The following is a 13375-nucleotide window of genomic DNA, read 5'->3' on the forward strand; positions in this document are numbered from 1 at the left end:
ACCTGTCCACGGCGCGTTCGTTTGTCTCCCCGCATGAGATCGCGGATCGACCCCGTAATGGCAGGAATTGCACCGAGTCGTGACGGCTTTCGGCGTCCCGTGGCGTCCTCCTCGGCGGGCCCGTCCCAGGTCGGGCCGAGCGGGTGCAGGTCAGACGCATCGGACGAAGCGGGACGACACGGTTGGGTGAGCCGGGGGAGAGTCGTCGCGGCCCGCTCAAGAGTGCGGTACCGTCCAACGTCGTGAGCCCTGTACGTCGCTGTTCGCGCACTGCGTGCGGCCGCCCCGCCGTCGCAACGCTGACGTACGTCTATGCGGATTCGACCGCCGTGCTCGGACCGCTCGCCACCTACGCCGAACCGCACTGCTACGACCTGTGCGCCGAGCACTCCGAGCGGCTGACCGCGCCGCGCGGCTGGGAAGTTGTCCGCCTCGCCCTCGACACGGGCCCGGCCCGCCCCAGCGGCGACGACCTCGAAGCGCTGGCGAACGCCGTGCGCGAGGCGGCCCGCCCCCAGGAGCGCGCCGCCGGTGCCGGCGGCGCCCCCAGCCCGGGCAGCCGCGACACCCACCCCATGGAGGTCGCCCGCCGCGGCCACCTCCGGGTGCTGCGCTCCCCGGACTCCTGAACCGGCCGGTCCCGCACGCCCCTGAGCGAGTCCGCGAGGGGTACCGCCCGCCCGCGCGCGACCGGGCCGCCGCACCCGCGACGGCGTGATCCACCGCCCGCACGCCCCGCTGCGGCCCGGTAGGTTGGGACCGTCCGTAGAGACTCTCCAGGAGGCTGGCTGTGACTGATCTGTCGCAGATCGTGAAGGCGTATGACGTACGCGGCGTCGTCCCCACCCAGTGGGACGAGACGCTGGCCGAGCTGTTCGGAGCGGCCTTCGCCGAGATCACCGGCGCGGACGCGATCGTGACCGGGCACGACATGCGACCCTCCTCGCCCGGCCTGTCCGGCGCCTTCGCCCGCGGCGCCGCGGCCCGCGGCGCGGACGTCACGGAGATCGGCCTCTGCTCGACCGACGAGCTGTACTTCGCCAGCGGCGCCCTCGGCCTGCCCGGCGCCATGTTCACCGCCTCGCACAACCCCGCCCAGTACAACGGCATCAAGATGTGCCGGGCGGGCGCGGCGCCGGTCGGCCAGGACACCGGTCTCGGCGAGATCCGCGCGCTGGTCGAGCGCTGGTCGGACGAGGGCGCCCCGGAGCCGGCCGCCGTGCCGGGCACCGTCACCCGGCGCGACGTCCTCGGCGACTACGCCGCCCACCTGCGCGGCCTGGTGGACCTGAGCGGCATCCGCCCGCTGAAGGTCGTCGTCGACGCGGGCAACGGCATGGGCGGGCACACCGTCCCGACCGTCTTCGAGGGCCTGCCGCTCGAAGTCGACGCCCTCTACTTCGAGTTGGACGGCTCGTTCCCCAACCACGAGGCCAATCCGCTGGATCCGAAGAACATCGTCGACCTCCAGGCCCGGGTGCGCGAGACCGGCGCCGACCTCGGCCTCGCCTTCGACGGCGACGCCGACCGCTGCTTCGTCGTCGACGAGAACGGCGACCCCGTCTCCCCGTCCGCGATCACCGCCCTGGTCGCCGCCCGCGAGCTGGCCAAGCACCCCGGCGGCACGGTCATCCACAACCTGATCACCTCCTGGTCGGTGCCGGAGGTCGTCAAGGAGAACGGCGGCGAGCCGGTCCGCACCCGCGTCGGGCACTCCTTCATCAAGGAGGAGATGGCCAAAACCGGCGCGATCTTCGGCGGCGAGCACTCCGCGCACTACTACTTCCGCGACTTCTGGAACGCCGACACCGGCATGCTCGCCGCGATGCACGTCCTGGCGGCCCTCGGCGGCCAGGACGGCCCGCTGTCGCAGCTGGTCGACCGGTACGACCGGTACGCGGCCTCCGGCGAGATCAACAGCACCGTCGACGACCAGACCGGCCGGCTCGCCGCCATCAAGGCGGCCTACGAGGGCCGGGCCGGCGTCGCCCTCGACGAGCTGGACGGGCTGACCGTCACCGCCGGTGACTGGTGGTTCAACGTGCGCGCCTCCAACACCGAGCCGCTGCTGCGGCTGAACGTCGAGGCCCGCGACACCGCGACCGCCGAGCGGGTCCGCGACGAGGCCCTGGCGATCATCCGCGCCTGAGCCCCGGCGCACCCCGCGACACCGGACGGCCGCACAACCGGAGGAAGCCTCCGTGGGTGGCGGGCGACCGCGGCATCCGCGCCGCCCGCCACCCCAAAACCTCTCCGGGCACGCCCCGGCCCCCCGCCCGGCGGTAGGCTGGCCACGCCGCAACCGCCCCGAAGGAGCACCCTGCATGCCGGTCGACGCCAGCCTGATCCAGATCCTCGCCTGCCCGGCGTGCCACGCCCCGCTCGACGACCGGACGGCCGACGACCCCGCCGCACTGCGCTGCACCTCCGGCGACTGCGGCCTCGCCTACCCCGTCCGGGACGGCATCCCCGTACTCCTCGTCGACGAGGCCCTGGACGGCACGGGCGGCACCCCCAGCTCCGCCTGACCGGGCACCGCCGGGCCCGCCCCGGCACCGCCCGGCGTACCCCGCCCGCACCGGCGATCGGAGGCCGCGCCCACCATGCTCGACGAGTCACTCCTCGACACCCCTGACGCACTGGCGGGCGCCGACCGCTTCGGTCTGCTGCGCGGCGTCGCCGAATCCGGCGCCCGGGTCCGCACCGCCGCCCGCAGCGCCGCCGAATCCGGCATCCCCGAACTCACCCCCGACGGGCGGCCGCGCGCCGTGCTCGTCGCCGGGCCGGGACCCGCCGCGGCCGGCGTCGCCGACCTCCTGCGGGCGCTCAGCGGCGGCAGCTGCCCGGTCACCCTCATCCCGGCCACCGGAGTCGCCCCGCTGCCCGGCGCCCTGCGCTGGACCCTGCCCGGCTGGGCCGGGCCCCTCGACCTGCTGCTGCTCCCCGGCCCGGACGCCGCCGACCCCGGCCTCGCCGAGCTGGTCGAGCAGGCATACCGCCGCGGCTGCGCCGTCGTCGCCGTCACCCCCGCCGGCGGCCCGCTCGCCGACGCCGTCGTCCAGGCCCGCGGCCTGGCCGTCCCGCTGGCGACCACCCCCTACGACGCCGAGTTCGACGTCGAGGGCGCCCCGCCGGCCGCCCCCGGCACCCTCTGGTCGGTCCTCATCCCGCTGCTCGCGCTCGCCGACCGGATCGGCCTGCTCAGCGCCCCGCCCGAGGACCTCGGCAAGCTCGCCGACCGCCTCGACCAGCTCGCCGAACGCTGTGGCCCGGCCATCCCGACGTACACCAACCCCGGCAAGACCCTCGCCGCCGACCTCGCCGACTCCTTCCCGCTGATCTGGACGGAGGGCACCATCGCCGGCGCCGTCGGCCGGCACTTCGCCACCGAGCTCGCCGGGCTCGCCGGCCGCCCCGCACTCACCGCCGAACTGCCCGAGGCGCTCGCCACCCACCGCACCCTGCTGGCCGGCGCGCTGGCCGCCGGCGCCGACCCCGACGACTTCTTCCGCGACCGGGTCGAGCAGCCCGCCGCGATGCACGCCAGAGTCGTACTGCTGCGCGAGCAGGAACCCGGCCCGCTGTCCGCCGCCCGCGCCGCCCAGGCGCTCGCCGAGGAGCGGGACACCGCCGTCAGCGAACTGCAGCCGGACGACGGCAGTGATCTGGAGAAGGCCGCTGAACTACTCGCCATCGTGGATTTCGGCGCCGTTTACCTGGCGCTTGCCGGCACCGAGTGATCATTGGCGGCCGGCCCGCATCCGTGGACCGGCCGTCTGACCACTCAGCCACGTACGACCCTCAGGAAGCAGCAGCCCCATGGACCGCCTCGCCAACACCGTGCGCCCGTACGCCTGGGGTTCCCCCACCGCCCTCCCGGAACTCCTCGGCACCGCACCCACCGGCGAACCGCAGGCCGAGATGTGGATGGGCGCCCACCCCGGCGCCCCCTCCCGCATCGACCGCGGCGCGGGCCCCGTCTCCCTGGCCGACGTGATCGACGCCGACCCCGAGGCCGAACTGGGCGCCGGCACCGTCCGCGCCTTCGGCCCCCGGCTGCCCTTCCTGCTCAAACTGCTCGCGGCCGGCTCGCCGCTCTCCCTCCAGGTCCACCCCGACCTCGCCCAGGCCCGCGAGGGCTTCGCCGACGAGGAGCGCCGGGGCGTCCCGATGGACGCCGGCCACCGCAACTACAAGGACGCCCACCACAAGCCCGAGCTGATCGTGGCCCTCACCCCCTTCGACGGGCTGTGCGGCTTCCGGCACCCCGCGCAGTCCGCCGACCTCTGGGCGGGCCTGGGCGTCGACGACCTCAAGCCGTACGTCGACCTCCTGCGCGCCAGCCCCGAGGAGGACGCGCTGCGCGAGGTCCTCACCGCCGTACTGAGCGCCGACCACCACGCCATCGCCGACACCGTCGAGCGCGCGGCCACGGCGGCCGGCCGGCGCGCGGCCGAGGGCGGCCCGTACGCCGCCGACTACGCCGCCTACGCCGGCATCGCCCACCACTACCCCGGCGACCCCGGCGTGCTCGCCGCCATGCTGCTCAACCACGTCCAACTCCAGCCCGGCGAGGCCCTGTTCCTCGGCGCCGGCATCCCGCACGCCTACCTGAGCGGCCTCGGCGTCGAGCTGATGGCCAATTCCGACAACGTGCTGCGCTGCGGCCTGACCCCCAAGCACGTCGACGTGCCGGAGCTGCTGCGGGTGGTCCGCTTCGAATCCGGCGACGCGGGAGTGCTGCGCCCCGAGGCGGTGGACGGCGAGGAGATCTACGAAACCCCCATCGACGAGTTCCGCCTCTCCCGCTTCGCCCTCGCCCCCGGCGCCGCCCCCCGCCCCCTCGCCTCCGGCACGCCGCAGATCCTGCTGTGCACCGGAGGGGCGGTGCGGGTGCGGGGGGAGGGGGCGGATGCCGGGTCCGGCGTTGGGGCCGGGGGTGGGGTCGAATTGGCCTTGTCGCCCGGTGAGTCCGTATTCATCCGGCCCGGTGAGCGCCTCACGATCGCGGGGGAGGGCACGCTCTTCCGCGCGACGGTCGTGGCCTAGGGCGACGCTGAGGCGTACGGGCTCCGCGCCACGGTCGTTGCCGGAGGGATCGTTGCCTTCGGGGTGCCGGGGTGCCGGGGTGCCGGGGTGCCGGGACAGGTGGCGAGCCGCTGGGCCGTCGAGTCGTCGGGGCCGTCTGTCTGCCGGGCCGTCGAGCGCTCTCGGGCCGCCGGAATCCGTCCGCCAGGTGGCCTCCTGGCGGACGCCCGCCGCGGGGCTGCAACAATGACCGCCGCAGCATTAAAGCGGCGGTAAAGGCCGGACGACGGAAGGGACATGCGGCACTTATGAGCGCATCAGGCGGGACAAAGGCGATCGTTGCGGCGCTGGGCGCCAACCTGGCGATCGCCGCAGCGAAGTTCGTGGCCTTCGCCTTCAGCGGCTCCTCCTCGATGCTGGCCGAAGGCGTCCACTCGATCGCGGACTCCGGCAATCAGGGCCTCCTGCTGCTCGGCGGCAAGAAGGCCAAGCGCGCGGCCACCGCCGAGCACCCCTTCGGCTACGGCCGCGAGCGCTACATCTACGGCTTCCTCGTCTCCATCGTCCTGTTCACGATCGGTGGCGTCTTCGCGCTCTACGAGGGCTACGAGAAGATCCACGAGCCGCACCCGCTGGACAACTGGTACTGGCCGGTCGGCGTCCTGGTCTTCGCGATCATCGCCGAGGGCTTCTCCTTCCGCACCGCGATCAAGGAGTCCAACGAGCTGCGCGGCAAGCAGACCTGGGCGCAGTTCGTCCGCCGCGCGAAGGCCCCCGAGCTGCCGGTCGTGCTGCTGGAGGACTTCGGCGCGCTGATCGGCCTGGTCCTCGCGCTGGGCGGCGTCGGCCTCACCCTCGCCACCGGCGACGGCGTCTGGGACGGCATCGGCACCATGTGCATCGGCGCGCTGCTGGTGGTGATCGCCCTGGTCCTGGCCGCCGAGACCAAGTCGCTGCTGCTGGGCGAGGCGGCCGGCCCCGAGCAGGTCGCCAAGATCCGTGAGGCCGTCGTCGACGGCGACGTCGTCACCCGCCTCATCCACATGCGCACGCTCCACCTCGGTCCCGAGGAACTCCTGGTCGCCGCCAAGATCGCGGTCCGGCACGACGGCACCGCCACCCAGGTCGCCCACGCCATCAACGCCGCCGAGGCCCGCATCCGCGAGGCCGTCCCGATCGCCCGCGTCATCTACCTGGAGCCCGACATCTACGACGAGGCCACCGCCGCCGCAGGCTCCGACCCCGCCAAAACCCCCGGCGGAGCCTGACCCCAGCGCGGCCGCCGACCGCGGGCGTGCCCTGCTGCACGGCAGGCCCGAGGCCCGACACGGCTGACTCCGGCGACGGGCGCCAACGGCAGGGCGGCTGGCTCTGGCAGGCAGCGTGGCGTCCGGGCGGCCGACACCGGCAGTGGATGCCGTCGGCGCGACGGCCGGCACCGCCAGTGGTTGCCGACGGTGCCTCTCTCCGCCGACAGGTACCGACGGCGCCCGCCCACGCTGCCGGGTGCCGAGGGCGCCCGCCCACGCTGGCAGATGCCGACGGAGGGCCGGCCCACCCCGGTCCGTAGGCGCCGGCGACGGGAACCCGCTTCGGCGGACCTGCCTCGGCGGCGTCTGTTCGCCCGTTCCTTAGTGGTTCCCCCAGTGGCGACCCAGCCCCGATCAGTGCCCTAACGGATCTCGCGGAGGACGCGCAGTACCGCCACCTTGTTTTCCGCCCCCTGCAGTCGGGCCCGGAAGTCCGCGTCCATCAGCTTTCGCGACAGCAGCGCCAGGATGCGCAGATGCTCGTCCCCGGCCGCCGCCTCCGGTACCGCGATCATGAAGACCAGCCTGGCGGGCGTGCCGTCCGGCGAGCCCCAGTCGATACCGTCCGCCGACCGCGCGAAGCCGACCACCGGAGCGGTCACCGCGTCCGTCTTGGCATGCGGAATGGCGATCTCCTCGCCGAGCCCGGTCGTGCCCTGCGCCTCGCGCGCCAGCGCCACCCGGACCAGTGCGTCGACATCCGCCACCCTGCCGGTGCCGGCTGCCAGCTCGGCCATTTCCCGGATCGCCGCCTCCTTCTCGCCGGCGTCGAGCTGCGTCTTCACGGTCCGCCCAGTGAGGTATCCGGACAGCACCTCGGTCCCGGCAGGATCACCGCCGTCGCCGTCGCCGTCGCCGTCGCCTTCGCCGCCCTCGTCGACCCCACCCTCTGCGCCGTCCCCGCCGTCCCTGCCGTCCCCGCCGTCCCCGGAGACATCGCCACCACCAGCCCCGGAGGCCCCGCCGCCCACGGCGACACCGTGCCCGCCATCGCGGCCCACGCCATCGCCGTCCGCGCCACGTTCGCCCACCCCCCGTTCGGGAGCAGCCGCCGCCCCGGGGCCACCGGCAACCACCGCAGCCGTACGGGAACGGGCCCCACCGCCCGCTCCAGCACCAGCCCCACCGACAGCCACAGCCACGGGCTCCGCCGCTTCGGTCTCGTCGGCCTCCGCCCCCACTCCAGCATCGGCCACACCGCCGTCACCACCGCCGACAAGGCCGCCGTCCACGCCACCGGCGTCAGCGACCGCCCCAGCCGCCTCCCGCTTCCGCCCGGCTCCGCCCTTCCGCCGCTCCGCAACATCCACCAGCGCCACCGTCGTCAGCGCCGTGACCACCGCGCCGAGCACCACGGCGACGAAGAACAACGGAACCCCGTCGACCGCGCCCAGCACCGCCACGATCGGTCCGCCGTGCGGCACCGCGTCCGCCACCCCGGCCATCCCCGCGACGGCACCGGCCACCGCGCCACCGAGCATGTTCGCCGGGATGACCTGCGCGGGCCGCGCCGCGGCGAACGGGATCGCGCCCTCCGAGATCCCGAAGAGCCCCATGAACAGCGCAGCCATCCCCGTCTCCCGCTCCTGCTCGGAGTACAGGCGCCGGCGGATCAGGGTGGCCAGTCCCTGGCCGAGCGGCATCACCGGGATCGCGGCGGCGCACATGCCCATCACCGTCTGGTTCCCGGAGGCGATCAGGCCCGAACCGAACAGGAACGCCGTCTTGTTGACCGGTCCGCCCATGTCGAACGCGATCATCAGGCCGAGGATCGCCCCCAGCACGATCGCGCTGGTCCCGGTCATACCGCTGAGCCAGCCCGTGAGATGGGTGAACACCCAGGAGATCGGCTTGCCGAGCACGTAGACGAAGAACAGCCCGAGTGCGGTCGTCGCCACGATCGGGATCACGATGATCGGCATGATCGGCCGGGCGAACTTGGGTACCTCGACCTTCTTGATCCACACGACCAGATATCCGGCCAGGAAGCCCGTGACGATGCCGCCGATGAAGCCCGCGCTCGCGTCCTTCATGCCGTACAGCTCGCCGTGGGTGGCGATCCAGCCGCCGATCATGCCCGGTACCAGCGCCGGCCGGTCGCCGATCGCATAGGCGATGTAGCCGGACAGGATCGGCACCATCAGCTGGAAGCCGATGGTGCCGATGTTGTTGACGTCCTCCCAGAACGAACCCGCGGGGATCTTCAGGCCCTCGGGCGTCGGGTGACCGCCCACCGCCAGCGAGATCGCGATCAGCAGACCACCGACCACCACGAACGGGATCATGTAACTGACGCCGTTCATCAGCGCCTTGTACGCGACGCTGCGCTCACCGCCGCCACCGCTGCCACCACGGCCCCCGGCACTCCCGGAACGCGCCGTGCCGCCGCCCGCACCGGTCCCGCCGCCCTCCTCGCCCCCGTACACCGGCGCGCTCCGCACCCGCTCGATCAGCTGCTCGGGATGCCGGATGCCCTCGGCCACCCCGACGGCCAGGACCCGCTTGCCGGCGAACCGGCGGCGGTCCACCTCCTTGTCCGCGGCGATGATGATGCCGTCGGCCTCCCTGACATCGTTGTCAGACAGTACGTTCTCGGCCCCGATGGACCCCTGCGTCTCCACCTTTATCTGGTGCCCGAGGGACCGGGCGGTCTGGGTCAGCTTCTCCGCGGCCATGTAGGTGTGGGCGATCCCGGTCGGGCAGGCGGTCACTGCGAGCAGTTTCAGCCCCTGCGCACTCCTCCCCGCGTCCGCGGGAGGATCGGCTGGCGTGGTGGTCACGTGGTTCTCCTTACGAACGTGCGCGCGGGCGTGCAACTGTTCCCGCGCTGCCAGGCATCCTGCATGACGCCACAGCGCGCGCCAAGCCCTCCGGGCACGCGGCTCCAGCAGCCGGAACGCGGCCCTCCGGCGCCCCGCGTCCCACGAATCACAGCCCTTTCCGCCACCCCTCCCTGGCCGGTACCGCACTGGACCGGCCCCTCCGGACTGGGGTTCGCCGGGCCCATCGGTGTAGATTCGTGACCAGTGCCAGACGTCGCTGCTGATGGCGGTCGGGCGGCCCGCACCGCGGACCGGCCGAGGGAGAGAGGGCCTCCGACGGACTGCGCTGCGGCCAGGGGGAGGGGTGCGTCCGCTTCCGCGTACGCTCGTATTCGCCCCAGTCATCCCTGGGGCCCCGGCCCGCGCCGCAGACTGCCAGCCCATCCACCTCGACGCTCGAGGAGCAGCCCGCATGACGACAGCAGCCACCGGCCAGGACTTCAAGGTCGCCGACCTGTCCCTCGCCGCTTTCGGCCGCAAGGAGATCACCCTCGCCGAGCACGAGATGCCCGGTCTGATGGCGATCCGCAAGGAGTACGCCGCCGCCCGGCCGCTGGCCGGTGCCCGCATCACCGGGTCCCTGCACATGACCGTGCAGACCGCCGTGCTGATCGAGACCCTGGCCGCCCTGGGCGCCGAGGTCCGCTGGGCGTCCTGCAACATCTTCTCCACCCAGGACCACGCCGCCGCGGCCATCGCGGTGGGCCCGAACGGCACGCCCGACGCACCGCAGGGCATCCCGGTGTTCGCCTGGAAGGGCGAGTCCCTGGAGGAGTACTGGTGGTGCACGGAGCAGGCGCTGACCTGGCCCAACTCGCCCACCGGCGGCCCGAACATGATCCTCGACGACGGCGGCGACGCCACCCTCCTGGTCCACAAGGGCGTCGAGTACGAGAAGGCCGGCAAGGTCCCGGCGGTGGAGACGGCGGAGAGCGATGAGCACCGGGCGATCCTGGAGCTGCTGACCCGTTCGCTGGGCGAGTCGCCGCAGAAGTGGACGGACCTGGCCTCCGAGATCCGTGGTGTGACGGAGGAGACCACCACCGGCGTGCACCGCCTCTACGAGATGCACCGTGACGGGGACCTGCTGTTCCCGGCGATCAACGTGAACGACGCGGTGACGAAGTCGAAGTTCGACAACAAGTACGGCTGCCGCCACTCGCTGATCGACGGCATCAACCGTGCCACCGACGTCCTGATCGGCGGCAAGACCGCCGTGGTCTGCGGTTACGGCGACGTCGGCAAGGGCTGCGCGGAGTCGCTGCGCGGCCAGGGCGCCCGCGTGATCATCACCGAGATCGACCCGATCTGTGCGCTGCAGGCGGCGATGGACGGCTACCAGGTGACCACCCTGGAGGAGGTCGTCGAGACGGCGGACATCTTCGTCACGACGACGGGCAACAAGGACATCATCATGGCCTCCGACATGGCCCGGATGAAGCACCAGGCGATCGTCGGCAACATCGGTCACTTCGACAACGAGATCGACATGGCCGGACTGGCGAAGCTCGACGGCATCGTCAAGGACGAGGTCAAGCCGCAGGTGCACACCTGGACGCACCCGGACGGCAAGGTGCTGATCGTGCTGTCCGAGGGCCGTCTGCTGAACCTGGGCAACGCCACCGGCCACCCCAGCTTCGTGATGTCGAACTCGTTCGCGGACCAGACGCTGGCCCAGATCGAGCTGTTCACCAAGCCCGAGGAGTACCCCACCGACGTCTACGTGCTGCCCAAGCACCTCGACGAGAAGGTCGCCCGCCTCCACCTCGACTCCCTCGGCGTCAAACTCACCGAGCTGCGCCCGGAGCAGGCCGCCTACATCGGCGTCCAGGTCGAGGGCCCGTACAAGCCCGACCACTACCGCTACTGATCCAGCGGGCATCCACCAGCGGTCAGCCCCGCTGACCCCCGGAGCCGCCCACAGCAGCCGGTGACACCAGGCCCTCGCCCTCCACGGCGGGGGCCTGGTCCGTAAGAACGCACCGACCCGCCGCCCCCGACGCACCGGCATGCCGCCGCCCGAAGGACCTGACTTCCTATGCCCCGCGGCCACTACTCCCTCTACGACCCGCACGATCACACCCCCCTGGGTGAAGAGCACTTCCACTGCGCCACCGGCCCCTCCGGCTGGCGCTACGTCTCCCAGATCGTCAACCCCTCCGGCGACCACACCGGCTCCGTCGACCTCACCCTCGACGAACTCGGCCGCCCTCTCCGCCTCGAACTCCACGCCTCCGCCTGGCAGGTCCGCGGCGCCGCCCTGGAAGGCGTCACCTGGGTACGCACCGACCCGACCGGAGAACACGCCACCGAGGGCAACGTCCCCGCCCACGCCTTCACCGGCGCGTCCCCCGCGTTCCTCATCGCCACCGCCCGCCTGCTGCGCCCCGCGCTGGGCGCCGGCGCCGTCCGCACCCGCCTCGTCGCCTTCACACCCCCCGTCCTCGCCCCCCGCACGCTCGACCAGTCCTGGGCCCTGCTGAAGAGCACACCACACGCCACTGACAACGCCCCCCTCATCGCCGACGAATACCAGGTCAACGACCTGGAAACCGGCGAACAGCACACCGTGCACATCGCCGGCGACGTAGTCCTCGCCGCCCCCGGCATCGAACTCGAATCCCTCGAATCCCCACCGTCGACGTTCCCCTGACCGCCCCATCCGGCCGCCCGCCACTCACCGGCCCCCGCGCGACCGGTCACAGCCCGCCGAAAGCCGCCGCGGAGCCCCCACCAGGCCAACCACCGAACTCGACCACGAGCCTGCCCGGCCCCCCCACCGCCGGACCTCACCCCCGGCCACTCACCGGCCCCACCAGCCGGCTCCGTCCACCAGCCCCCGTTCCCACCCCCAAACCGCACCTCACACGAGCGGTCCCGACAAACCGCGCCTCACGTGAGCGAGCCGCACGCCCGGCCCCGACAGCGGGTCAGCCACGACTCACCCACGGCTCACACCGGCGGCGCAAACCCCGTACGCGGCGCGCCTCCTCCGCCGCCTTCCTTGCCCTCACGCCCCGGCTCCGGTGCCGATGCCGGCACCGCGGAAACGGGCACCCCAAGGCCGCCGCCCCCGTCCTGGCGCGCCATCCCGGCCGTCTGCTCCGCGGCTCCGCTCCCGCCGACAGGAGCTCCCGCCCCACCACCAGGCGGCGCCCAGGCTCCCGCCGACGCCGAGGCCACCGCACCCCCGGCCACCGCCGGCCCTCCAGCCATCCCCGGTGGCAGGGCGCCCCCCGCCACCCCCACGGAATCCCCCGAAGCCCCCGGCTCCCCACGCCAGAACTCCCGACCACCAGCAGCCCCCGGTTCCCCGCCGGCCGCCGACGCTCCACGCGCCATCGGCACTCCACCCGCCATCGCCGCTCCACCGCCCGCCGACGGCCCGAACGCCCGCCGCGCCTCCCGCGCCTGCCGTTCTCCGACCACCGCCGCCAGATACGCCGCCGAAGGCACCCCCGCCGGCCCCGGCACTCCGGTAAACCCCTGCAGGTCAGCCACCAGCCGCCCCGCCATCGCCGCACCGACCTGCGGATCGAGCTGCCCGCTCCGCGTCAGGTACTGCCGCACCGTCAGCCACCACCCATCGGGCACCCGTGACAGATCCAGCGCCCCGACCTTCGCCACCAGCCACGGAGGCGCGGGCGGCAGCGCCGTCCCCCCTTCGGCCACCGGCAGCCGCTCGCGTATGACCAGCGTCCCCGCGAACACATCCCCCACCCGGCGCCCCCGCGCCGACAACAAGGAGGCGAGAGCCGCCACCACCCCCATCGTCATCACGATCTCGATGGCCCCCATCGAGCCGCGCACCAGCGCATGCCGGAACCGGATCGGCCCGCCGTCCTCCCGTACGACCCGCAGCCCGCAGACCAGCTTCCCCAGCGACCGGCCATTGCTCAGCGTCTCGATGACGATGGGTATCCCCACCTGCACCAGTACGAACGTGGCCACCGATACGGCCGCCACCGCCGCACTGTCCATCGACGACGTCGCGCTCAACAACAGCAGCGATACGCCGAGGTAGACCGCCCAGGCCACCGCCACATCGACGGCCACCGCCAGGCCCCGGCTCGGCAGCCTGGCCGGCCGCAGCCCCAGCACCACCGCTTCACCCGTGACGAGTTCACTCACGCCGCGTCCCACTCCCTCTCGACCGCCGAACTCCCGCCCGCCCCACGCCGGGCACCGCCAGTCTGCCAAGCTGATCCGGCCCCC

At 73.2% G+C, this 13375-nt stretch carries 10 protein-coding genes; 8 read left to right on the forward strand and 2 right to left on the reverse strand.

Annotated features, from left to right (window positions below; translation table 11 throughout):
• Positions 1–182: 182 nt before the first annotated feature.
• From K7396_RS22430 to K7396_RS22455, 6 genes are all read left to right on the forward strand, one after another.
• Positions 183–629: a DUF3499 domain-containing protein gene (locus tag K7396_RS22430; protein ID WP_086721015.1), complete on the forward strand. Its 447-nt coding sequence runs from the start codon at positions 183–185 to the stop codon at positions 627–629.
• A 161-nt stretch (positions 630–790) separates the two neighbouring features.
• Complete coding sequence (locus K7396_RS22435) at positions 791–2149, forward strand: phosphomannomutase/phosphoglucomutase (protein WP_086721014.1); 1359 nt, start codon at positions 791–793, stop codon at positions 2147–2149.
• A gap of 175 nt (positions 2150–2324) precedes the next feature.
• On the forward strand, positions 2325–2528 hold the full coding sequence (locus tag K7396_RS22440; protein ID WP_086721013.1) for a Trm112 family protein: 204 nt from the start codon (positions 2325–2327) through the stop codon (positions 2526–2528).
• Positions 2529–2603: 75 nt separating this feature from the next.
• Positions 2604–3740, forward strand: a complete 1137-nt coding sequence (locus tag K7396_RS22445; RefSeq protein WP_086721012.1) for an SIS domain-containing protein — start codon at positions 2604–2606, stop codon at positions 3738–3740.
• Between the two features lie 79 nt (positions 3741–3819).
• The gene (gene manA / locus K7396_RS22450) at positions 3820–5049 is read left to right on the forward strand and encodes a mannose-6-phosphate isomerase, class I (RefSeq protein WP_152104872.1); all 1230 of its coding nucleotides are present in this window, start codon (positions 3820–3822) and stop codon (positions 5047–5049) included.
• Positions 5050–5336: 287 nt separating this feature from the next.
• Positions 5337–6296: a cation diffusion facilitator family transporter gene (locus K7396_RS22455; protein ID WP_152104871.1), complete on the forward strand. Its 960-nt coding sequence runs from the start codon at positions 5337–5339 to the stop codon at positions 6294–6296.
• A 404-nt stretch (positions 6297–6700) separates the two neighbouring features.
• Here K7396_RS22455 and K7396_RS22460 read toward each other — a convergent pair whose 3' ends face one another.
• Positions 6701–9049: a fructose-specific PTS transporter subunit EIIC gene (locus tag K7396_RS22460; RefSeq protein ID WP_174886974.1), complete on the reverse strand. Its 2349-nt coding sequence runs from the start codon at positions 9047–9049 to the stop codon at positions 6701–6703.
• 523 nt (positions 9050–9572) lie between these two features.
• On the opposite strand from K7396_RS22460, the gene ahcY reads away from it, so the two are divergent.
• The gene (gene ahcY, locus K7396_RS22465) at positions 9573–11030 is read left to right on the forward strand and encodes an adenosylhomocysteinase (protein WP_086719964.1); all 1458 of its coding nucleotides are present in this window, start codon (positions 9573–9575) and stop codon (positions 11028–11030) included.
• Between the two features lie 168 nt (positions 11031–11198).
• Entirely contained in the window at positions 11199–11813 is a 615-nt protein-coding gene (locus tag K7396_RS22470; protein ID WP_152105302.1) for a hypothetical protein, read from the forward strand.
• 299 nt (positions 11814–12112) lie between these two features.
• On the opposite strand, the gene K7396_RS22475 is transcribed toward K7396_RS22470, so the two are convergent.
• Positions 12113–13291 (reverse strand): RDD family protein, encoded by a 1179-nt coding sequence (locus K7396_RS22475; protein ID WP_152105303.1) that lies wholly within the window; start codon positions 13289–13291, stop codon positions 12113–12115.
• Positions 13292–13375 lie beyond the last annotated feature (84 nt).

Origin of the sequence: Streptomyces angustmyceticus (assembly GCF_019933235.1) — a bacterium.
GTDB classification, from domain to species: domain Bacteria; phylum Actinomycetota; class Actinomycetes; order Streptomycetales; family Streptomycetaceae; genus Streptomyces; species Streptomyces angustmyceticus.